This window comes from Acetobacter ghanensis (assembly GCF_001499675.1).
GTDB classification, from domain to species: domain Bacteria; phylum Pseudomonadota; class Alphaproteobacteria; order Acetobacterales; family Acetobacteraceae; genus Acetobacter; species Acetobacter ghanensis.
Window position 1 is genome coordinate 62,262 of record NZ_LN609303.1, and the last position, 20,043, is coordinate 82,304.

26 protein-coding genes are annotated in these 20,043 nt (G+C 57.9%); 12 read left to right on the plus strand and 14 right to left on the minus strand.

All coding sequences use genetic code 11. The features are described from left to right. The first annotated feature begins 41 nt into the window (after positions 1-41). From AGA_RS12680 to AGA_RS12705, 6 genes are all read left to right on the plus strand, one after another. A complete protein-coding gene (locus AGA_RS12680; RefSeq protein ID WP_172793772.1) occupies positions 42-1,124 on the plus strand; it encodes an IS5 family transposase in 1,083 nt (360 codons plus the stop codon). 236 nt (positions 1,125-1,360) lie between these two features. Further along, positions 1,361-1,603, plus strand: coding sequence for an AbrB/MazE/SpoVT family DNA-binding domain-containing protein (locus AGA_RS12685; protein WP_373319922.1), 243 nt, complete (start codon positions 1,361-1,363; stop codon positions 1,601-1,603). A gap of 1 nt (position 1,604) precedes the next feature. Further along, complete coding sequence (mazF, locus tag AGA_RS12690; RefSeq protein WP_059024927.1) at positions 1,605-1,934, plus strand: endoribonuclease MazF; 330 nt, start codon at positions 1,605-1,607, stop codon at positions 1,932-1,934. A gap of 49 nt (positions 1,935-1,983) precedes the next feature. Then, the gene (locus tag AGA_RS12695) at positions 1,984-2,886 is read left to right on the plus strand and encodes a TraB/GumN family protein (RefSeq protein WP_172793769.1); all 903 of its coding nucleotides are present in this window, start codon (positions 1,984-1,986) and stop codon (positions 2,884-2,886) included. A 183-nt stretch (positions 2,887-3,069) separates the two neighbouring features. Then, the gene (gene bamE / locus AGA_RS13545) at positions 3,070-3,456 is read left to right on the plus strand and encodes an outer membrane protein assembly factor BamE domain-containing protein (protein ID WP_083503713.1); all 387 of its coding nucleotides are present in this window, start codon (positions 3,070-3,072) and stop codon (positions 3,454-3,456) included. 96 nt (positions 3,457-3,552) lie between these two features. After that, a complete protein-coding gene (locus AGA_RS12705) occupies positions 3,553-4,179 on the plus strand; it encodes a hypothetical protein (RefSeq protein WP_059024930.1) in 627 nt (208 codons plus the stop codon). A gap of 16 nt (positions 4,180-4,195) precedes the next feature. On the opposite strand, the gene AGA_RS12710 is transcribed toward AGA_RS12705, so the two are convergent. Continuing rightward, positions 4,196-4,411: an antitoxin VbhA family protein gene (locus tag AGA_RS12710; RefSeq protein WP_059024931.1), complete on the minus strand. Its 216-nt coding sequence runs from the start codon at positions 4,409-4,411 to the stop codon at positions 4,196-4,198. A 185-nt stretch (positions 4,412-4,596) separates the two neighbouring features. On the opposite strand from AGA_RS12710, the gene AGA_RS12715 reads away from it, so the two are divergent. Genes AGA_RS12715 through AGA_RS12730 form a run of 4 tightly spaced genes read left to right on the plus strand, consistent with a single transcriptional unit; the run spans position 4,597 to position 10,198 of the window. Then, positions 4,597-5,385, plus strand: a complete 789-nt coding sequence (locus AGA_RS12715; RefSeq protein ID WP_059024932.1) for an ImuA family protein — start codon at positions 4,597-4,599, stop codon at positions 5,383-5,385. Then, entirely contained in the window at positions 5,279-6,799 is a 1,521-nt protein-coding gene (locus AGA_RS12720) for a DUF6504 family protein (RefSeq protein ID WP_083503714.1), read from the plus strand. The genes AGA_RS12715 and AGA_RS12720 overlap by 107 nt, the downstream gene beginning before the upstream one ends. Next, positions 6,799-7,050 (plus strand): GNAT family N-acetyltransferase, encoded by a 252-nt coding sequence (locus tag AGA_RS12725; RefSeq protein WP_083503727.1) that lies wholly within the window; start codon positions 6,799-6,801, stop codon positions 7,048-7,050. Before AGA_RS12720 ends, AGA_RS12725 begins: the two co-directional genes overlap by 1 nt. Beyond that, positions 7,043-10,198 (plus strand): error-prone DNA polymerase, encoded by a 3,156-nt coding sequence (locus AGA_RS12730; RefSeq protein ID WP_059024935.1) that lies wholly within the window; start codon positions 7,043-7,045, stop codon positions 10,196-10,198. The genes AGA_RS12725 and AGA_RS12730 overlap by 8 nt, the downstream gene beginning before the upstream one ends. A gap of 4 nt (positions 10,199-10,202) precedes the next feature. Here AGA_RS12730 and AGA_RS12735 read toward each other — a convergent pair whose 3' ends face one another. The 5 genes from AGA_RS12735 to AGA_RS12755 all read right to left on the minus strand — a co-directional run bounded on the left by AGA_RS12735 (position 10,203) and on the right by AGA_RS12755 (position 15,044). Continuing rightward, positions 10,203-10,697 (minus strand): MucR family transcriptional regulator, encoded by a 495-nt coding sequence (locus tag AGA_RS12735; RefSeq protein WP_083503728.1) that lies wholly within the window; start codon positions 10,695-10,697, stop codon positions 10,203-10,205. A gap of 590 nt (positions 10,698-11,287) precedes the next feature. Further along, complete coding sequence (locus tag AGA_RS12740) at positions 11,288-12,067, minus strand: hypothetical protein (protein WP_157065397.1); 780 nt, start codon at positions 12,065-12,067, stop codon at positions 11,288-11,290. 44 nt (positions 12,068-12,111) lie between these two features. Beyond that, positions 12,112-13,440: a replication initiation protein RepC gene (gene repC / locus AGA_RS12745; RefSeq protein ID WP_157065398.1), complete on the minus strand. Its 1,329-nt coding sequence runs from the start codon at positions 13,438-13,440 to the stop codon at positions 12,112-12,114. A 396-nt stretch (positions 13,441-13,836) separates the two neighbouring features. Continuing rightward, positions 13,837-14,574, minus strand: a complete 738-nt coding sequence (locus tag AGA_RS12750) for a transglycosylase SLT domain-containing protein (RefSeq protein WP_231946158.1) — start codon at positions 14,572-14,574, stop codon at positions 13,837-13,839. Continuing rightward, positions 14,571-15,044, minus strand: coding sequence for an SH3 domain-containing protein (locus AGA_RS12755; RefSeq protein ID WP_059024939.1), 474 nt, complete (start codon positions 15,042-15,044; stop codon positions 14,571-14,573). Before AGA_RS12755 ends, AGA_RS12750 begins: the two co-directional genes overlap by 4 nt. Before the next feature lie 129 nt (positions 15,045-15,173). On the opposite strand from AGA_RS12755, the gene AGA_RS12760 reads away from it, so the two are divergent. Together AGA_RS12760 and AGA_RS12765 are read left to right on the plus strand one after the other, a co-directional pair. After that, entirely contained in the window at positions 15,174-16,151 is a 978-nt protein-coding gene (locus tag AGA_RS12760) for a hypothetical protein (protein WP_059024940.1), read from the plus strand. Next, positions 16,148-16,591 carry a hypothetical protein gene (locus tag AGA_RS12765; RefSeq protein ID WP_157065400.1) on the plus strand — a complete coding sequence of 148 codons (444 nt, stop codon included), beginning with the start codon at positions 16,148-16,150 and terminating at the stop codon, positions 16,589-16,591. The genes AGA_RS12760 and AGA_RS12765 overlap by 4 nt, the downstream gene beginning before the upstream one ends. A gap of 24 nt (positions 16,592-16,615) precedes the next feature. Here the strand turns inward: AGA_RS12765 and AGA_RS12770 are convergent, their stop codons facing one another. The 8 genes from AGA_RS12770 to AGA_RS12805 all read right to left on the minus strand — a co-directional run bounded on the left by AGA_RS12770 (position 16,616) and on the right by AGA_RS12805 (position 20,011). Continuing rightward, complete coding sequence (locus tag AGA_RS12770; protein WP_059024942.1) at positions 16,616-17,047, minus strand: type II toxin-antitoxin system VapC family toxin; 432 nt, start codon at positions 17,045-17,047, stop codon at positions 16,616-16,618. After that, positions 17,044-17,319 (minus strand): AbrB/MazE/SpoVT family DNA-binding domain-containing protein, encoded by a 276-nt coding sequence (locus AGA_RS12775; RefSeq protein WP_059024943.1) that lies wholly within the window; start codon positions 17,317-17,319, stop codon positions 17,044-17,046. Before AGA_RS12775 ends, AGA_RS12770 begins: the two co-directional genes overlap by 4 nt. 117 nt (positions 17,320-17,436) lie before the next feature. Continuing rightward, positions 17,437-17,778, minus strand: a complete 342-nt coding sequence (locus AGA_RS12780; RefSeq protein ID WP_059024944.1) for an XRE family transcriptional regulator — start codon at positions 17,776-17,778, stop codon at positions 17,437-17,439. Further along, positions 17,765-18,133 (minus strand): type II toxin-antitoxin system RelE/ParE family toxin, encoded by a 369-nt coding sequence (locus tag AGA_RS12785; protein ID WP_059025017.1) that lies wholly within the window; start codon positions 18,131-18,133, stop codon positions 17,765-17,767. The genes AGA_RS12780 and AGA_RS12785 overlap by 14 nt, the downstream gene beginning before the upstream one ends. Before the next feature lie 57 nt (positions 18,134-18,190). Beyond that, positions 18,191-18,586, minus strand: coding sequence for an SH3 domain-containing protein (locus tag AGA_RS12790; RefSeq protein WP_059024945.1), 396 nt, complete (start codon positions 18,584-18,586; stop codon positions 18,191-18,193). A 101-nt stretch (positions 18,587-18,687) separates the two neighbouring features. Further along, positions 18,688-19,224, minus strand: coding sequence for a hypothetical protein (locus AGA_RS12795; RefSeq protein WP_264811982.1), 537 nt, complete (start codon positions 19,222-19,224; stop codon positions 18,688-18,690). Between the two features lie 58 nt (positions 19,225-19,282). Next, positions 19,283-19,462, minus strand: coding sequence for a hypothetical protein (locus tag AGA_RS12800; RefSeq protein WP_059024947.1), 180 nt, complete (start codon positions 19,460-19,462; stop codon positions 19,283-19,285). A 75-nt stretch (positions 19,463-19,537) separates the two neighbouring features. Beyond that, positions 19,538-20,011, minus strand: coding sequence for an SH3 domain-containing protein (locus AGA_RS12805; protein ID WP_157065401.1), 474 nt, complete (start codon positions 20,009-20,011; stop codon positions 19,538-19,540). Between the last annotated feature and the right edge of the window lie 32 nt (positions 20,012-20,043).

Genomic DNA, 20,043 nt, shown 5'->3' on the forward strand with positions numbered 1-20,043 from the left:
CTATGGTTTTAGCTCTGTCTCTGTGATGACTGGAGGAGTGGCTGATGACGCAGTCTGGTTTCTTTGATGTTGAAGAGCGGCTTGCTCGGTTGAGTGGGCTTGGTGACCAACTTGAAGCATTTTCCCGGATTGTGGATTTTGAGGTGTTCCGTCCGGAGTTGAACAAGGCACTGGCCTATTCAGACGGAAGAAAAGGCGGGCGTCCTCCGTTTGATCCAGTGCTGATGTTCAAAATTCTGCTCATCCAGACGCTGAACAATTTGTCCGACGAACGGACGGAATACCTGATCAACGACCGCCTGTCCTTCATGCGCTTCCTTGGTCTAGGGCTGTCTGACCGCGTGCCTGATGCCAGGACCGTCTGGCTGTTCCGGGAACGTCTGACACAGGCGGGAGCAATTGATGTTTTGTTCAACCGCTTTGATGCGACCCTGCGGAATGCCGGTTATCTCCCCATGTCAGGCCAGATCCTGGACGCGACACTGGTAGCGGCCCCGAAGCAGCGCAATACCAATGAGGAGAAGGCCGATCTGCGGGAAGGACGGATCCCACAGGATTGGCAGGACAAGCCGTCAAAGCTGTCCCATAAAGATCGTCATGCGCGATGGACGCTGAAGTTCACCAAAGCAAAGCGTCAGGATGACGGGACGATCCCGTCTACGGATCTCGCCATCCCTTTCTTTGGCTATAAATCGCATATTTCCATCGACCGGAAATTTCGGCTGATCCGCAAATGGAAAACGACGGATGCCGCTACCAGCGATGGTGCCAGACTACGTGAGGGGCTTCTTGGTCGCAGCAATACGGCGTCTGATGTCTGGGCCGACACGGCCTATCGCTCAAAAGCCAACGAAGACTTCATGGAAAAGCAGGACTTTGTTTCGAAGGTCCATCGCAAGAAGCCTCATCTCAAACCCATGCCCCGGCATATCCAGCGGTCCAATGCCGGAAAATCCATTATCCGGTCTCGTGTCGAGCATGTCTTTGCGGATCAGAAATCGCAAACGGGATTATTCGTCCGGACCGTGGGCATTACCCGAGCCACCATGAGGATCGGACTGGCCAATATCGTCTATAATATGCGTCGCTTTCTTCTCCTGAAGCGGATTAACGCGATCGCGTAGCAATCCAGAGCATGAGACCCTCTCTCTACTCAATACGCAGAGTGAAAATCAGGGCCACGAACCAGCAATCAATACGCTAAAAAACTAAAATCAGGCAAAAAGACAATCAATCAACGGTTCTTCGAACCTTCCAAATGACCGGGCGGAATCCGAATAAGAAATGATGTCGATACGCCGTTGACACGTGGCGTTGTGGCCTGTAGTATCGACTTCGTTAATACGTTATGGTGGTAACGATGAAGGCTGTGGTAAAAAAGTGGGGAAATAGTGCGTCTGTCCGCATCCCCGCCTCAGTGTTGGCAGCGGCTGGTTTGAAGCTGGATCAGCCGGTCGATGTGCGCGAGGAAAGTGGTCGCGTCATCATCGAGCCAGTCACAGTCGCAGAATACGATCTGGCGGATCTGTTGGCAGGGATTACCCCGGAGAATGTTCATTCCGAAGTAAATTTCGGAGCAGCGGTCGGCGGAGAACGTCTCTGATATGGCCGTCTATGTGCCAGATGCCGGCGATATCGTCTGGCTCGATTTTTCGCCGCAGACTGGACACGAGCAGGCCGGTCATCGACCTGCCGTCGTTCTCTCGCCGGTGGCTTATAATCGGATTGGCCTGATGCTGTGCTGCCCGCTGACCACCAAACAGAAGGGCTATCCCTTCGAAGTCGCAATCGACAACTATCGGCAGAGCGCGGTTCTTGCGGATCAAGTGCAGTCACTCGACTGGCGGGCGCGTTGTGCGAAGAAGAAAGGTCGTGTGTCTGAGAAAGAACTATCGGAAATCCGAGCGAAAGCCCGCGCACTGATCGGCAAATAAGTGAATCACCATGGGTGACAACCAGACGACCATAAGGAAAATAAGCACCATGATCGCTCTCGCTGCGATCATGGTGCTTCGTTGCCCTGTGGCATTTGCTGACGTGGATGCTATTCAGATCGAGAACTCAAACACCAAGCCAAGTATTATTGTACCGGCCGTTCATGGTCCCATCTTTGGGATTCAGGCTCCAAGTGCAGCCGTCTTCGTAGGAAAAACAGTGCTTGTTTCTGAAGGAACGGCAGATAGAAACGCGGATACCCAACCTGACAAGCTCGAACACCCCATATCTGAAATCGCACTTGATTCCACTGTTTTTGCCTCATGGGTCCATGAAATAGATATCGAAAAGCTTAAAGCCAGACTGCAACCGCATCTCGCGTGCTATACTGGTCAGGAAATGCTTCGAACGGGCAATACGGAGATGTTCACGCGGGTGCTGTTGAACATGCAAACAGCAAGATTAGCCGAATTTATTCTCGAAATGCCGTGCCCGCAACCAGCAACTCTATCCCGTGATGCTGTCGTGCATGCTGAAGCGCAAAAATCAGGCGTCCTTATCAAGTGGCTCGAACATCTCGACGAATGGAAGGCGGTTCAAAAGGAAATTCCGGATGACTACTATCGTGACGCAATCGTTGAGATGCTTAAACGACCTGATGAAAACCTTTCATCCCCCCCATTTGTTTCCTTCGTTCAAAATGGACAATATGATGAATTGGATGCATGGATCCGAGAGCGTAAAGTCACGCCAAGCCAGAAGAAAATGTATGATTACGAAATTACCAAGCGTACCCGCCTAATGTATCGGGATATGGCGCCATATCTACGATCCGGCGGTGCGGTTATTTTGATCGGAGCAGCCCATATAGGTGGACCAGATGGACTAGCGGCTCTACTGCGACGCGATGGGTATCATTTGCGTCCGATCACGCTGCCCGCGAATAAATAAACTATGTCATGGTAATCGGACGCTTTTTGATCACGGGATATCGCTACTGACGGGCAGCAATGACCGAAAAACATTATCAAAAGTAAGCTTATTATTCACAGAAAATCCATATATGTGCTATAAAATTGCGGTGGTTCTGCCTGCGGAATCTTTAATTAGAAATTATGCATTGAAGGTAAGTTTATGAAAAATACTACCCTGGCTGGATGCCTGACTGCTCTTCTGGCTCTGTCAGCCTGTGCTTCAAGCGGGAATGAATCCATCAAGAACGAAACTGGCGCGACAGTCGACCAGAAAATTCAGGACGGCGTCACAACCAAAGATCAGGTTCGCGCTCAATTTGGTGACCCAATGGATACCAGCTTCACCGATAGTGGTCATGAAGTTTGGAAATATGCTTTCACCAAATCTAAAGAGGACGGGACAAATTTCATCCCTTACTATGGCATGTTCTCCTCTGGCTCCCACGGAACTGAGAAACAGCTTTCCATCATCTTTAATGGAAATAAGGTCTGGCATCATTCCCTGTCGAATTCCGCAGTGAAATCGCACGGCGGCCTCGGTAGCTGATTTCAGGACTATAAAATCCAGCCTGATGACATCAGGCTGGTTCCCACTGTCGAAATATAACTGCGAGTTGACGGTGATTGCAGTCGGAACTGTGAAATGAGCGTAGATACCCCTGTTCAGGTCGGTGCGGGTCTGTCTACTCCAGTCCGCCGCCTCGGTCGTGAAAAACTGGCGGAGCGGACGGTTGAAACAGTCCTTCAGCTCACACCGGACACCGAGGCTGTCGCCGCAACACTCCATGGCGCTGGACTACGTTTTTCCCGCAAAGCCGAGACCCTCAGGCGGGAAGCTTCCCGTACCGTCCGAACCGAAGCAAAAGGGTTCGATTTTTCGATATTCGCAGATTTAGACGAACTTCAGGAACAGGCACGGCTTTCCCTGCAGGAAGCGGTCGATACTTTTCTGCACCTGCTGGCACAGGCAGAGGATGAGCGGTTCCAGATTGAGCAGATCACACAGAATACGACCGTGGAACAGAGACTGAATGATCCGGCTTTCCGTGCCAGACGGGAAGCGGCAGGCAGGGTTTTCTATCAGGCATGGCATGGGGGTCACTGGATAGCAGGGGCATGGGAGGCTTTTGGCAAGGTGTTCGATGCCTACCGTAAAGCCAATCCCGCGCGCCCGGCCGCTCTTGCCAGCAACGACACGGGACATGCCCGTCAGGATTTGGTCGCGCGCAAGATCGTTTCTCTCGATGCATGGAAGTCGGCCGATCGGTAGGTATCGAAGATGCAGATCATGAGCGCGTGGCGGCCTTGTAGCGTGGATCCGCATGTAGCCGCGCCATGACACGCTGGCGAATTTCGTCTGTCGTGATTTCTCCCCGGACGTACGCTTCCAGATCTGCGGCTGCCGCTGGAGAAACCCGCTGCCCTTCCCGGGCGGCACTGGCCAGCGCGTCCTGAACCGCCTGCAGGCGGCGCTCTGTGTCAGAGTCTGTAAGCTGTTTCACGCGTTACTCATCGTTGACATCGCATTTTACCTCCAGATGCCGCCCTGAGCGAGTCACGACAGCTTCGCCATTCCAGTTTCCCCGCCAGAACAGACGGATAGCTGCGCTGGGCATATGCGTGCATCAAAAAGGCTTGCGTTCTCTTTTTGTTCTGTTGTAGCCATTAGGGGTAAAGGAGCGACCCCATGCACCAGAACAAGACTGATACGCTGGATCTTCTGCGCGAGAAAATCCGCCGGATGGAAGCCCCCCAGCACACGTCGGCCGACCGGCTACCAACCGGGTTTACAGCCATCGACACGCATCTGGACGGCGGCCTTACCCAAGGCTGCGTGCATGAAGTGTTCAGTGCCGGACGTGATAGTGTTTTCTCATCCCGCTCAGCAGCCTTCGTCGCTCATGTGCTGGCCCGCACCACCGGGCCAGTGATCTGGGCCAGTGAGGACTACCCTGACCTGTCCGCCCCGGGCATCCGTCAGTCCGGCCTTAATCCCGGTCGCCTGCTCTGCGTCACCACCCGCAAGGGCGGTCTGGAAGCTTTGTGCGAGGACGTGCTGAACGAACGCGGGGTCTGTGCCCTGGTCGCAGATATCCGTACACCGCTTACGCTCACCCAGTCCCGCCGCCTCGTGCTGGCTGCCAGTCGAAGCCACGTCAGTGGCTTCCTGCTCTGTCGCACGGCAGGGGCTCAGAATGACCCGCCAGCCAGCGCCAGCATGACCCGCTGGCGGATCGGGGGCAGCCCCTCAACACTGCGCACCGATCTCCCCTCTCTTTCTCCGGTTGCCGGCGCAGAACGCTGGGCTGTCGAACTACTGCGTCATCGCGGTGGACCCGGCGGCACCTGGATCATTACCCCGACACGCCATGACCCGACGTATTCTCTCCCTGTGGCTGCCCCTCTGGCCGATCGAGCGACACCAGAAACAGCAGCCATCGCCTTCACGCAGCGGACTGGCGCTCTACGCGCCTGAGCGTGGCCGGCTTCTGGTGACAGCAGCCGATCCCATAGCCCTGCGACTGGGGATCTGCCGCGGGATGCCATTGGCACAAGCCCGGGCCATGCAACCGGAGCTGCTCGTGGCGCAGGCTCAGCCTGCCGCCGATCAGGCCGCACTGGAGGCGCTCACACTGTGGTGCCAGTGGCTGTCGCCCCTCACGGCCACCGATGGCGCCGATGGCGTGTGGGTGGAGACCACTGGCTGTGACCATCTTTTTGGAGGTGAGGACCAGATGGCTGAACACCTGCTGACCCGTCTTGCAAAGGCCGGTTATTCGGCCCGGATCGCGATCGCAGATACAGCAGCCATAGCGGCGGCTGTCGCCCGCAGCAGCCACCGGTCCATCACCCTCATTTCCCCGATGGGGCAGGAGAGTGTCCTGCGCGAACTACCTCTGGCCAGCCTGCGACTTGAATCTGAGACACTGGCGACCCTGCGCCGTCTGGGTCTGGTACGTGTCGGCCAGCTGCTGGATATGCCCCGCGCGCCTCTGGCACGCCGTTTCGGGCAGGCCCTACCCGACCGGCTTGATCAGGCGATGGGACGCCTACCTGAACCCCTTTCCTTCCGGACGGCGCCACAGGCTTTCCGCGCTTCCGGCACACTGGTTGAGCCAATCAGCACGGCCCCAGCCATTGCCCGCGCTCTGGGAAACCTCGTGGCGGAACTGGCAGATACCCTGAGCCGACGGGGGCACGGCGCGCGCCACCTGCAGGTGCAGTGCATGCGGGTCGATGGCACACTCCAGAGCCTTCAGATCGGACTGTCGAACGCCAGTGCCGATCCTGTCCGGCTGAACCGGCTTCTGGCCGAGCGGATCGAAACCATCGAACCTGGCTTCGGAATTGAAGCCTTTACCCTCAGTGCGACACAAACAGCCCCACTGGACGCCCCGGCCAACCGGGACTGGCTGGCACCCGCCACCGATCCCGCAGGCCTGCCTGCCCTCCTTGAGCGTCTTGGGGGACGGGTCGGGATTCAAAGCCTCTCGCGCCTGCACGATGGAGCCAGTCAGTTTCCCGAACGCGAACAGGCTTATAAGGGGTGTGAGCACGTACAGAGTATGGAGGACCACTCCCCATCCGGCCCTCATGGGCCACGACCTACCCGGTTACTCCCAGCGCCAGCTTCCATTACCGTTACGGAGTTCTGGCCTGACGGTGCGCCCAAAGCCTTCCGCTGGAGGCGTGCCACTCATACCATTCGCGGGTTGATCGGCCCAGAGCGGGTGTGGAGCGACTGGTGGCATGACCCGCAGGGCGCTTGCACGCGCGATTACTGGGTGGCCGAAACGGTAGAGGGCGAACGCTTCTGGCTGTTCGTTGCCCATAATGGCGCGGGCCTGGCTAAAGGGCAGGCCCTATGGTTCCTGCATGGGCTTTTCTGATGCAGCGCCCGTCAGACCTTCCCGGCCTGCGTCCGGCCCGCACAGACGACATCGCCGATGCCCTCATGCACGCGCTATGCCATGACGGTCGCCGCCGGGTGCATGATGCGGACGAGCTGATGGCCCGGCTGGTAGCTGAGCGGTTAGTCGCCCATCTCGAACGCTGTGGCTTTATCCTGTGCCGTGTGCAGGACACAGGCAGCCACACAGCTTCGGCCCATCCGCACCCGCCCGAGGTCCGCCGTGAGTGAGGCAGGCTATGTCGAACTGCAGGTGGCGACCTGTTTCTCGTTCCTGCGCGGGGCCAGCCATCCCGGTGAACTGATGCAGCAGGCCAGAGCACTGGGCTACACGACACTGGGCATCACCGATTACAATTCGGTGGCCGGACTGGTACGTGCCCACGATGCGGCCTGCGAGCAGGGTATCCGCGTTATTCCGGGGGCACGGCTGGGACTGGAAGACGGAGCTGCCCTGCTGGCCTACCCGCGGGATCGGGAGGGCTGGGCGTCGCTGTGTCGATTGCTGACGTTAGGCGCACGGCGCGGTCCACATGATGCGTTCCAGCTCCGCTGGCAGGATCTGGCGCGTGACGGGCGCAATCTGGTGCTGATCCTGCTTCCCACCGATGATCAGCGTCTGCCTGCCGACATGACGCGACTAGCAGAACTGGCCCGACAGAAAGACGACGGCCCGGCCTATGTCGCGCTCACACGCCGTTTCGAGGGGCATGAGAGCGAGCGTCTGGCATGGATTGCGCGGCTCTGTGTCCAAAATGGCGTACTCCCCGTCGTCACGGGAGATGTGCTGTGGCATGACCCGTCCCGCCAGATCCTTCATGATGTGATGACAGCTATTCGTTGCCACCGCACTCTCGAAACACTGGGAGCGGAACGTACCCGGCATCTCTCCCGCCACCTGCGCGGCCCGGGCGAGATCCGCGCCCTGTTCCCCGGCTATGAGGACGCGCTGAACCGCAGCCAGGAGATCGCCGCCACCTGCCGTTTTTCGCTGGAGGATCTGTGCTACCAGTATCCTGATGAGACTGACGGAAGCGGTGAGACACCGCAGGCCGTTCTAACCCGCCTCGTCAGGGCCGGCGTGCCTTATCGCTATCCAACCGGCACACCTCTCGATGTCCGCCAGCAGCTCGATCACGAACTGGCCCTAATCGAACGTCTTGGCTATGCGCCGTATTTCCTGACGGTGAATACCATTGTCGCCTATGCCCGCTCTCGCGGCATCTTATGCCAGGGCCGCGGTTCGGCCGCCAATTCTGCCGTGTGTTACGTGCTGGGGATCACGGCCATTGATCCCGTCCGCTCAGGCCTCCTGTTCGAACGCTTTGTCTCCGAAGAGCGGCAGGAGCCGCCCGACATCGATGTGGATTTCGAAGCCGACCGGCGCGAGGAAGTCATCCAGTGGATCTATCGGCGCTATGGCCGCTCCCATGCGGCCCTGTGCGCCACTCTTATGCGTTTCCAGCCTAAAGGGGCGCTGCGGGAAGTCGGCAGGGCATTCGGTCTGCCAGAGGACCTTCTGGGCCAGATGTCGAAACATCTGGCCAGTGTCCTGCACGACGAGGCCCTGCTTGCCGAACGGCTGGCACAGATCGGCCTGTCTGCTGGCGACAGGCGACTTGGCATGGTCTTGCAACTTGCCCGTCTACTGGTGGGCTTTCCGCGCCAGTATGGCACCCATCCCGGCGGGTTCGTTCTGACCGCCGACCGGCTCGATGAACTGGTGCCCGTGCGCCCCGCCGCCATGGCGGAACGCCAGACCCTGGTCTGGGATAAGGATGACATCGACCGGATGCGCATGATGAAGGTCGATGTGCTGGGCCTTGGCATGCTCGGCTGTCTGCGGCGCTGTTTCGAGCTCATCCACGCGCGCTACCACCGCACGCTCGACATGACGACGATCCCGCCTGAGGACCGCGCGACCTACCAGATGATTGCCCGGGCGGATACGCTGGGGACGTTCCAGATCGAGAGCCGCGCGCAGATGGCCATGCTGCCGCGCACAAAGCCCGCCACCTTCTATGATCTGGTTGTGCAGGTTGCCATCGTGCGCCCTGGTCCCATTACTGGCGACATGGTCCATCCCTATCTGCGACGCCGGGCGGGAGAAGAAGCCCCGGACTGCCCCAGCCCTGCCCTACAGCGTATTCTGGGCAAGACACTCGGCATTCCGCTGTTTCAGGAGCAGGCCATGCAGGTTGCGGTACATTGTGCGGGCTTTACGGGTGGGGAAGCAGACCAGCTCCGGCGCTCCATGGGTACCTTCCGCTCCACGGGTGGTGTCCACCATATGAAGGCCCGTTTGCTGGGCGGCATGATTGCCAATGGATATGATCCAGCTTTCGCCGCGCGAATTTGGACACAACTGGAAGGCTTCGGAGCGTATGGTTTCCCCGAAAGCCATGCGGCAAGTTTCGCGCTGATTGCCTACGCCTCGGCCTGGCTGAAATGCCATTACCCCGATGTGTTCTGTGCTGCCCTGCTCAACAGCCAGCCCATGGGGTTTTATGCCCCGGCCCAGATTGTACGCGACGCGCGCGAACATGGGGTGGAAGTCCGGCCGGTCTGCATCAATGCCTCACGCTGGGACTGCACGTTGGAGACAGGACGCAATGGAGCGCGGCAGGCTGTGCGTCTGGGTTTCCGACTGGTGTCGGGCCTATCGTGTGATGCAATAGCCCGGCTGATCCTCGCCCGTGGGGCGGGGTATGACAGTCTGGATGATGTCTGGCGCCGCTCGGATGTACTGCTATCTTTGCTGGAAAAGCTCGCCGAAGCGGATGCCTTTCGCGCACTGGGGGCGGACAGGCGACAGGCCTTGTGGACGCTCAAGGGTTTTGGCGCAGCCCCGCTACCTCTTTTCGAAGCGGCCGATCGCGGGCGGAACGCACCGACCCCCGAACTCTGGGAGCCTGACCCGCAATTGCCCGAAATCTCGGCAGGCAGCGCCGTGGTGGAAGATTACCATGCAACAGGACTGAGCCTGCGCGCCCATCCACTCAGCTTTCTGCGCGACACGCTTGCCCGCCAGGAGATTACCCCCATTGCGGATCTGCCACAGGTCCGTGATGGCGCGTTCGTGCGGGTAGCCGGTCTGGTGCTGATGCGCCAGAGGCCCTCTACCGCGAACGGGGTCATGTTCATGACGATTGAAGATGAAACCGGCACGGCCAATCTGGTTTTGTGGAAAGATCGCGTGACAGCGCAACGGGCCATTATTGTTGGATCGGGCTTCATCGCGGCTTACGCGCGCCTCCAGCGCGAAGGTGATGTGACCCATCTGGTCGTGCGCTTTGTCGAGGATCTCCAGCCAATGCTCTCCCGCCTTAGCAACGGAAGTGGACGCGACATTGCGATCAGTTCACGGGATTTTCGCTAAAACCTCAGTCGGGACGTTTACGTTTTCGGTTGGATTTGGGTAGTACACCTTTCAGCATAGGAGCCTGATTCGGGTCCTTCTTGCGCCGGACAGGCATTTTGCGTCCGTGCTTCCGTTTGTACTCATTAGCCGCGCATTTCTCAGAATAGGCTTTGGGGACCATAGGATAATCCGGTGGCAGTCCCCATTTTTCCCGGTATTCGTCGGGTGTCATGTTGTATATGCGCCTGAGATGGCTCTTCAGAAGCTTCATGTGCCGGCCATCTTCAAGACAGATAATATAATTATGGAAAACGGATTCTTCGATTGGCACGGCCGGAATTTCCGGTTCTGGTTCCTCCACCGGGATGTGTGCTTCTTCCAGAGACCTATAAACCAGCTTGATCAGAGCAGGGAGTTTTTTCAAATCCATCGGGTTCCCGGCAAGGAAGCCCTTAACGATCGTGGCCGTCATCCGTTTGAGTTCATCGGGGGTTGGCTGGTCGGCGTTGGTGGACATAAGTGGAAATATTCCCTGAACATCTGGCGCAAAGCGCGTAAGCAGAAGGCAGGGTCTGTGGCAGGATTCCATGGTTTTTGAAAGGCACCCTGCTAGGGTCGTCTCGGGAAAATACTGCCGCCAGTCACCACTACTGGAGGAATGGTGTACCAGACGGTGCTTGCGCCGCATAGAAAAGCGCAAGACACGCCCATGACAGTAGTGTGAGTCCTAGCCTGATTCTTCTGTTGGACACAAGAAAACCGAGGACACAGCACGACACCAGACCCACGATCATGAGTGCGATTTGGAACTGTATCAGCTCATACGGGTTGTAAAAAATGTCCATCGGTTCAAGGCCAAACAGCAAAGGGATTGAGGTGATGGTTTGGCATGTCAGAGACTTTCATGGTCAGGGTCGCCGCCAAATTCTTCAATGGCAGCAGACAGCATGCGGTCTGCCCACTTTCCCAGTAGGGGCAGAAAGATGCTCGCAGTCATTTGCGAGATCGACTGGATCGCAGTTCATAGAGCTCCAAAGTGTGCGCTTAGGTGTTTAATCCACGTCAGTCGTGCAGGATGTCATTAAGGGGGAGCGCCGCAAACTTATGTCACGCCCGGTGACCGGACGGACCAGACACTGCCTGCTTTACCTGCGCTGGGAGTCGCTGCCGGGAAAAGATAAGCCTGATCGACAGGTCGGTGTTGTCACCAAGTTGAAGATCAACAGTTTCTGCATGATCGGGAGACAATATCACCGTACGGCGTGCTTCACGACCAACCGTTATTGGACACTGTGCGTCATTGCAGTCTGGCATATCGACCAATTTAACGTCCGATACCATGACATCAATTTTCACGCCATCGTTGGGAAGGCGTGTGGCAGTGGTGGTGCCAAGGATACCTGTCTCGATCGTGCCAGGCACGAGGTCAATATGGGTAAGGCCCGTTTTCTTGTCTTTCGTGTGAATCACTTTGGAAAGGTAGGTAATGTTTTCCCCTTTATGCAGGAAAACTACTTTCTCGCCGTCTATTTTCACATAACCATGAAACTCTAAAACCTGAGAGCGGGGAAGCACTATGGATGCTCCATCCACCTCTTTATTTGTTAGACCCAGAAGCTGCATCCCCTGCGCCGTCATGGTGATCACGTCTTTGCCGTTCAGGGGCCGTTCTGAAATATGACCGTCCGTAGACCGGACATTACTGGTGTCTGTCGCACGAGCGATGCGCTGATAAGAGTGGATATTTTCCGCGCAAACCGTCGAACTGAGAAAGCAGGCCAGCAGACCAAGAGCCGGCATCGTCCTGCGCCCCCATAACCGCACGTTCAACGCCCGGATATTTCGACCATCAGGTGCCATATATGTGCCTGCGGGTTTGCGAACCATGAGGTAAATCCTTTCTGTTGAGCCGAACCATCCGGCTCTTTCCCTCATTGTATCCGCACCGGTTGTGACGCTGTTTTCACCCGGCCTGTCGCACGTTCTGGGATTTGCGACACATCCTGTGCCAGTATGTCCTTCAGGGCGTAAAGGCTGCGGTCGAGGTGAAGTGTTCCCCGCACCCCACGTTCGACCAGGGCCCGGAAATACGCATCGGGGTGACGGATCTGTTCGCCCTGGTCCTTACGTGTCGCCATGACGATGACCGCTACAGCAGCTTCAAACCGCCCCAGAGCGATGCAGCCGGTTTTCCACGAGTGGTAGCCAATGCCGATCTGGCCGGAAAGCAGTTCAGCGGCGTCGGTCAGCTGGGCACGGTCGGGCGAGGCTGAGCCACACAGATCCCGCAAGGCAGGACACACCGTCAGAAAGAACGTGCTGGTGCCCGGGAAGCCCCGCAGAATGGTTGCTTCCAGCCCCTCGGATGGTTCACGTTGAGACACCTGCCCTTCACGCCGCATTGTCTCAATGCGATTGCGCCGCTCGGGCGCTACTACAACAACCTCTTTAGGTTTTTTGTTATTTCTTTCTGTATAGTGGGTGCCAGATTGAGCATCCATGGGTGCCATTTCAGGGGTACACCAGACAGAATCTGGCGACCTGTCGACACGGTTTTCCGCAGGCTTTTCCACAGGTTTCACACGCGCCCAGAGCGCTTTCATGATGTCGTGATAGCTGGCCAGCGTATCAATCAGGTCCGTGCCGCGACGGAGCCGCATGATCCGTGCGGCTTCCATGGCGGTTGCCTCATCGTTCCGCAGCTCGGCCGCCACGCGCACCTGCTCATTCAGATCAGCAATGGCTTCACGCAGAAATGCCACTTCCGCGCGTTGTCGCCTACCAATCTCGAGTTGGGCCTGCAGGTCCGGCCACCGATAGCGCAGGGACGCCAGACTGAATCCAACCTGCGACATGCCTTCCTGCCCCTGCCAGCGCCGCCCTCGCTGTCCGTTCCGGCCGTCACAGGGCACGATCATCCCGGCCTCAGCCAACTCTCTGACCGCCCGCCTCAAAGTCGTAAGCGACAACCCCGTCCAGGACATCAGTGTCGCGTTATGGGCGTAGATAAAAGGGGTCGATAGCGTTTCCCAGCTCTCCGGCCGGGTTTTCTCGATCATCCGTTCCAGCAAACCCCGTGCGCTGCGCGTCAATGGAAAGGTGCGGGGCAAAGCCCTGATCGTATTCAGGACGGCGTATTTATCCGGATAGTCCGGGGGGACGCCGAGCAGTTCATCACGCGCCTTGAGCATGGCGGGTGTGAGGGTGCGTTTTCCCCGTCTGCGGATCGGGCAGAGGTCATCAGTGTGTGTCTGGGGCACAGCTCAAAAGTTCCAGTGCTATGGGTCATGACAGATCTCTCGGCACAGGCATCTGGACAAACCTTCCCCGTTCGCAATTTGCTTGCGTTTCGAGCGGAAGCTGGCTATAGGGAAAGGGCAATTACTTTTCCCCTATAGCTTATGGTTCGTTACAGGTGCCCTGGCTTTTCCGGTTTGCCGACCGGGAGAGGCAGGGTTTTCCTTTTTGTGGCTACGTCATTGGTGGGCCTCGAATGGGGTGGCACGGACTCGCAATCAGCCGCGTGTCCGGTCTGCCGCTCAACCTGCCCGTGTACATGTTTCCAGACAAGATCAAAAAGTGAAAAAACCACGTGTAAGACACTGTTTTTTCACTGATTTTGTGTCCAAAATTGCGCAACTTTTCCGCTTTTGTTCTCATCCCGTGACCGTTTCGGATGCACCGCTGCCCATGCGGGTCGAGACGGTTGAGAGGTATTGTCCCACTGTCCAGCCGCTCATGTTGTTGGCAGCCAGCGAGGAACGCGACACGAGACTGCTCAGAGGTGTGCTGCTGGTCGCTGCCGCGATCTTTGAACCGGCCGACGGTCCGAACATATAGGCGGCGTAGACCTGCGCCGAGGTTGCGGGTGTTCCGGTGGATTTGGAAACAGCGCTGGCATAGGAACTGATGATGGCACTGGCGACTTTCGCCTGCGCCGTCGGATCATTCCGGTCAGCACTACTCAGCCCAAGCTTGGATGCGTAGTCATTCCATGTGCCATTGGTGATCTGCCAGACCCCCGTGGCCGATGAAGAACTGTTGCCGGTATTCTGGAAATGACTTTCGATCTGAGCGTAAGCTGCGAGCGTATCGGGATTGATCCCGGCAGCTTTGGCTGCAGCAACAGCATCGGCGCCATAGGATTGCGACAGCAGTTTGGACATCGCATCACTGCTGCCCCACGCACCCGAGTAACGCGCCGCGCTCCCCGATGCGCCTGACCCTGATGAGGAAGACGTCTGCGCACCTGGAAAGACGAAGGTCGGTGCACCAGTCTCCTCGATGCTCGGCACGATCTGGGTGGCCACCTGCGCAATACTCGGCCGCGCGACGATACATACAGCCAGCATGCCTAGCCCGCTCCAGCGGGCCAGAGAGAGGGGGCGCGTCATGCGCCAGGATATGAGAAGAGAATCATGCCGTCAGATGGTCTCATCCCGGCCACGATGCAGTGTGTGCCCGCAGAGGCTGTCGTGGATGTCCAGGGCTGTAGATCCTCGGTCGGTATCCATGCGGCCTTCCCATACGCGCGCAGGATGCGGGTCCAACCGCCTGAAGTCGTCGTGGTAACCGCAAGCTGGGGTGGGGCGACACCAACCTGTCTCGTATTGCTCCCAGGTCCGGCATAGACCGGTTCAAACGCCATACGGGGCGACATGCACGTCACGTGCCCGCCAAGCGGCATCAGCTGCGCCTCAGGTGCGGCGTCGACAGGCGGTCCCCAGTCGCGCGGGCCGATGGCTTCCTGCCGTTCAGCAGCCAGTCGGTCGAGTTCGGCAGGCGACACATCCTGAGCGTAGGCTGGCCCTGCCAGCAGGCCACCTGCCAGCAGGGTGAGGGTAAGCGTAGATCTGAGCGACACGGGGCGGCTCCTTTGCCTTGTTGGTCTTCCCCCAGTATGTCGCAGACCGTTGTGACGCTCTGCGTTCGTCTTTTGTTCCAAAGAGCGTCACAACGCTCTGGCGCATCATGGGGAGAGAAGGAGACCCCAATGCGACATTCCCGAAACGCTCTTCTGGCGGCTACAACCCTTGTGGTCCTTTCAACACTGGCGCAGGCGCAGCAATGCCCAACCCTGCCCCCTGTGGAAGTGACACCCCCGTTGCCTGTCCCATCAGGCACCCCTGACGCTGGCCCTGTCCTGCGCCCCACGCCGACCGTGCCTACGCCACGGCTCATCCCGGCCGAAGAAATTGCAGCAAGCCCTGCACTCCGACGCATCACCAGTACAGGTGCGAAAGTCTATGAGATCGGTAACCACGTCATGAATCATGGCCTTCAGGGTGTGTATGCCGTCAATGGCGACATCTTCCGGGTCTTCTACCTGACCCCGGATGGGCAGGCGCTGATTGGCGGTGTCCTGTGGGAGCAGGACGGGCACAACGTCACGCGTGATACCATTGCCCCGATCAAGGGAGCGATCCCTACCGTGACCATCACCGCGGCAAAAACGGCGGCCGGGCAGAACGGTACATCGGTCGATGGGAGAATATTATCTCCCGAGCAGGTGAAGCACGTCGCTCAGGCCAATATCGGGCTGGAAGGACGGGACGGGCTACCGCGCCTGACTATGGTGATCGACCCGCTCTGCCCCTGGTCAATCCGCGCACTCAATACGCTGGAACCTTTTGTCGCACGTGGCCAGATCCAGCTGGCTCTGCTGCCGATCGCGATCAATGATCACGAAAACGGCAATGCCAGCACCCCGGCCGCCACAGCGCTGTTGTCAGCAGTGCCATACGAGATGCAGGCGACATGGCAGAAGATCGTCGACCTGCATCACGTCGCAGACGACATGCCCCGCACAGACGAGGCCGCTCTTCATTTGCAGCAGAATATGGCCGTCGCCAATGCCATCGGTGTTCGCGGGACACCGACATTCATCTGGCGCGACAAGACGGGTGCCTCGCATGTGACTGAGGGATTGCCACGGGATGTTGAACAACTGATACGGGAACTGGGACGGTGAGGAGATCCACACGCCCCATTCTAAGAGTGGGGAAGTGGCTGATCTTTCCGCTTTACCTGCCATTCGTGAGGGCCGTGCGCACCTTTAACCTGTCGCGACAGTATCTGCGCGACCGGAAAGCCTTCATCGAAGCGTCAGCCATCGACACGGCTCTTGCTCCCGTTATGGACCCGGCGACTATCAGGGCGCTGGTGTCCACACGGCGCAACGGGCGGTTCTGCCTGCTCCTGTTTGTGGGCACTCTGTGCGTGTGGATCTGGTCGTGTGTTCACCAGGGGACAAGGCTGGTCAGTGTCACCAGTCTGCAATTCGGGGTTATCCTGCTGGTGCTGCTGGCCGAGTTTATCAGACTCAGCTTCTCGAACTGGATGCTCCGAACCGGAGGCATCGGGCGGTTCGGAACGTTCATCGCACGGGGAAGCAATCTCTGGCCCCGTTAGGGAGCACTGCGTCGCGCTGGAGCCTCAGACTTGTCGCGCTCTGGCGCGAGGCCGTGCTTCCAGCCAGTTTTCAACCTTCAGCCCCCTGATGCGACAGAACTCACGGGTGTTATCCGTGACCAAAGTGAGGTTGAGGGTATAGGCGTGGGCAGCAATCAGTAGATCGTTCAGGCCGATTGGTTGCCCTGCCGCTTCCAGCTCGGCCCGGATGCCTCCATATTCGCCATCAGCAGGTACATCCAGCGCCAGGACCGGGATAATGCTCAGAACGCTCTCGACCCGTTCCAGCAGTCTCGCAGACCCTTTCTTTGCGCAGCCATAACGTAGTTCAGCTGCGACAATTACGCTGGTGAAGAGCGTCTTCGGGTTTTCTTTTGCAATGCGACACGAGGCAAGTCCGGCAGGATTACGAATCAGATCACTGATGATGTTCGTATCCAGAAGGTATCCGCTCAAAGGATATCCTCCGGACTGGCAGTCTGATCTTCGATAGCAGGGAACTGGTCATCTGGTCCCAGTGGTTCTTCGGATTTCCATAGAGCCAGAAGCCCGGCCATCGTTGTCGGTCGTTCGGTCGGCTCGATAATAAGCCGGTTGCCTTCACGCCGGATCAGTGCCCGGTCTCCTGGCAGCTCAAACTCAACAGGAATTCGTACCGCCTGACTGCGGTTGTTACGGAATAACCGGACTTCCCTTGGGCGGGATGTAGAAGGGGATGGCATTGTCATGGAGGCGTCTCCTTGTATATGCCATATTGTATATGTACCGGACCAAAGTTTCCAGAACAAATTGGAACGGCCCTATCTCCGGCCTGAACGCCGGGGCCTGCGGACCTGAAAGCCGAGTCAGGCAGAATATGTATCCGGCTCCGTAGCAATCGCAGAGAAGCTTCTGATTGGAACGGCATGTGCTGGAAATTTCGCGACAATCTGCAGTTCTCCGCCCATCGCTTCAATGTAGCTGCGGAGCGTGCTGATATACATGTCGGTACGCTTTTCCATTTTTGCAACAGATGCCTGATTTATCCCAAGGAGTGCTGCGATCTGCTTCTGCGACATCACTTGAGCACGCCGCAGTTCTGCCAGATCCATGGCGTCCGACATGGCGCGTGCCTTCAGGACGGCTCTTTCGCGGGCCTCTGGGGACAGCTTTTCCGCCAGAGACGCCAGTGACTTACGGTTTGCCATGTCGCTTCTCCTGTTCCAGTTCCTGTAGGTGCATGTCGTACAAGTCGTCCGCCACCGGCACCAGATTGACGTAAAAGCGGTCGTGACCAGTCTTGTCGCCGCCGATAAGCAATATCGCAGCGCGACGTGGATCAAAGGCATAAAAGATACGAAGTGGCTTTCCTCCGCTCTGAACCCTTAATTCACGCATGTGACTGTGTCGCGAGCCCTTTATGCCAGACGACATAGGGTGTCTAAGGTTGGGACCGCGTTGCTCCAGAAGAAGGCCGGACGCATAAACGTCCTCCTGCTCGCTGCTGGACAGTGAGTCAAACCAGAGTTCGAACTCGTTTGTGTGTTCGACCAGCCACGCCATAAACCTCACCATATATGCCCTCTAGGGCATGTTCAAGTGTTATTGCAGATGCGTTGCTCACTGCTGATAAGAGAACACCACCATGCCATCTGAGGGGCGGATGCCTGCGACAGTGCAGCGTGTGCCTGCGGTGACGGTTGTCGAATGCCATGGCAGAACGTCCGCCGTCGGGATCCAGGCGTAACGGCCCTGCCCTCGGATGATCCGCGTCCACTCGCCCGATGTTGTCGTCGTTACGGCCAGCTGGGGCAACGCGACACCGATTTTTTTCGCGTGTTTGCTCGGCCCGGCATAGAGGGTTTCGAACTCAGTCCGGGGCGACATGCAGGTGGCGGGATCCTTCAGGGGTAAGGGCGGCGCTTCGGGAGCTGCTGCCACAGGCGCCCCCCAGTCGCGTGAACCGATTTCGGCCTGCCGTTGGGCTGAAAGCCGATCCAGTTCGGCAGGCGACATCGTCGTCGCGCTGGAGCGTCAGACTTGTCGCGCTCTGGCACGAGGTCGTGCCTCCAGCCAGTTTTCAACCTTCAGGCGCAGTCTGTACCAGAACTTTTGGCCTATAGCGGCGGGATAAAGAAACCCTTGATACAATCCAGATTGCAAACTGCTATCTGTGTGTGTGTTTTGGATCGAAACCCGCTACCCGGGTATAGTGGCGCGCCTTCCTGAAAAAGACCTCTAACCGTGTCGTAAGCGGCGGGTAGCGGAGAGCCTGTGTCTAACGAGGCGTGCAGATAGCGGATAACGGCGCAATCCAGATTGCGGAACAATTTGTCGTTGTTGGAATCGAAACTGGCGTCACGATTTTCAGGAAGGGGAGTGCCTTGGACATCAAGAGTCGCCTTCAAACCGTCATAGGCTACTTGAAGGAGAGCGAGATCCTCGCGGTTCGTTAAATCAAGACAGTTGCCAAGATCGAGCACGACACCAACAACGAAAGGCTTGAAGGTCGGGTCACGCTTTTTCTTCTGTTCCGCCCATTCATAAGCCCGTTGTGGGTCTGACTCCCAGAGATAAAACCCCGGCCCCAGCCAGTCATAAGCTGTTTCCGACTTGATCGGCTGTTGCTGCCGCAAGATGAGACTACGGCCCACCTTTTCGGAACATCCATGATACCCGAGAACAAAAGACGTATGCAGAGCAGTCAATGCGTCACGCCCGCATCATACCATCGGATCGGGGATCCCGTGTATATTCCTTGGTAATATTGCCCTTGCGATCGACAATACCCATACGCTGCAGAGCCGCACGGGCGGTGGCTTTGCTTTTGATATTGGCATTGGTCTGTTTCTTGATTGCCTCAAGAACTGCCTGTCGGGTGTCAGTCTTCATGAAACAACAATAAGCGTAGCAGCCCTAAGAGTCATCATCAATCTGCTCTGCTGGCTTATGTTCTCCTGGCGCAGATCACGCTCCCGGATAAGAAAACACGACAACACCGTCTGACGGGCGGATGCCTGCGACAGTGCAGCGTGTGCCTGCGGTGGCGGTTGTCGAATGCCATGGCAGAACGTCCGCTGTCGGGATCCAGGCGTAACGGCCCTGCCCTCGGATGATCCGCGTCCACTCGCCCGATGTGGTCGTCGTTACGGCCAGCTGGGGCAACGCGACACCGATTTTTTTCGCATGTTTGCTCGGCCCGGCATAGAGGGTTTCGAACTCAGTCCGGGGCGACATGCAGGTGGCGGGATCCTTCAGGGGTACGGGCGGCGCTTCGGGAGCTGCTGCCACAGGCGCGCCCCAGTCGCGTGAACCGATTTCGGCCTGCCGTTGGGCTGAAAGCCGATCCAGTTCGGCAGGCGACATCGTCTGGGCCTGTGCGGCCGACACGAGCAGGCCGGTGGAAAGCAGGACAACGGCCAGTTTGGGCATAATCGACACGGGAAAATCCCTCTAAGTGGTTGAACACGTCG

What these genes read in the sequence shown, in the direction of transcription:
- AGA_RS12685 (WP_373319922.1), top strand. Translation starts at nt 1,361, where the DNA reads ATGAAGGCTGTGGTAAAAAAGTGGGGAAATAGTGCGTCTGTCCGCATC.
- mazF (WP_059024927.1), top strand. Translation starts at nt 1,605, where the DNA reads ATGGCCGTCTATGTGCCAGATGCCGGCGATATCGTCTGGCTCGATTTT.
- AGA_RS12695 (WP_172793769.1), top strand. Translation starts at nt 1,984, where the DNA reads ATGATCGCTCTCGCTGCGATCATGGTGCTTCGTTGCCCTGTGGCATTT.
- bamE (WP_083503713.1), top strand. Translation starts at nt 3,070, where the DNA reads ATGAAAAATACTACCCTGGCTGGATGCCTGACTGCTCTTCTGGCTCTG.
- AGA_RS12705 (WP_059024930.1), top strand. Translation starts at nt 3,553, where the DNA reads ATGAGCGTAGATACCCCTGTTCAGGTCGGTGCGGGTCTGTCTACTCCA.
- AGA_RS12715 (WP_059024932.1), top strand. Translation starts at nt 4,597, where the DNA reads ATGCACCAGAACAAGACTGATACGCTGGATCTTCTGCGCGAGAAAATC.
- AGA_RS12720 (WP_083503714.1), top strand. Translation starts at nt 5,279, where the DNA reads ATGACCCGACGTATTCTCTCCCTGTGGCTGCCCCTCTGGCCGATCGAG.
- AGA_RS12725 (WP_083503727.1), top strand. Translation starts at nt 6,799, where the DNA reads ATGCAGCGCCCGTCAGACCTTCCCGGCCTGCGTCCGGCCCGCACAGAC.
- AGA_RS12735 (WP_083503728.1), bottom strand. Translation starts at nt 10,697, where the DNA reads ATGTCCACCAACGCCGACCAGCCAACCCCCGATGAACTCAAACGGATG.
- AGA_RS12740 (WP_157065397.1), bottom strand. Translation starts at nt 12,067, where the DNA reads ATGGTTCGCAAACCCGCAGGCACATATATGGCACCTGATGGTCGAAAT.
- AGA_RS12750 (WP_231946158.1), bottom strand. Translation starts at nt 14,574, where the DNA reads ATGACGCGCCCCCTCTCTCTGGCCCGCTGGAGCGGGCTAGGCATGCTG.
- AGA_RS12760 (WP_059024940.1), top strand. Translation starts at nt 15,174, where the DNA reads ATGCGACATTCCCGAAACGCTCTTCTGGCGGCTACAACCCTTGTGGTC.
- AGA_RS12775 (WP_059024943.1), bottom strand. Translation starts at nt 17,319, where the DNA reads ATGACAATGCCATCCCCTTCTACATCCCGCCCAAGGGAAGTCCGGTTA.
- AGA_RS12780 (WP_059024944.1), bottom strand. Translation starts at nt 17,778, where the DNA reads ATGGCAAACCGTAAGTCACTGGCGTCTCTGGCGGAAAAGCTGTCCCCA.
- AGA_RS12785 (WP_059025017.1), bottom strand. Translation starts at nt 18,133, where the DNA reads ATGGCGTGGCTGGTCGAACACACAAACGAGTTCGAACTCTGGTTTGAC.
- AGA_RS12790 (WP_059024945.1), bottom strand. Translation starts at nt 18,586, where the DNA reads ATGTCGCCTGCCGAACTGGATCGGCTTTCAGCCCAACGGCAGGCCGAA.
- AGA_RS12800 (WP_059024947.1), bottom strand. Translation starts at nt 19,462, where the DNA reads ATGAAGACTGACACCCGACAGGCAGTTCTTGAGGCAATCAAGAAACAG.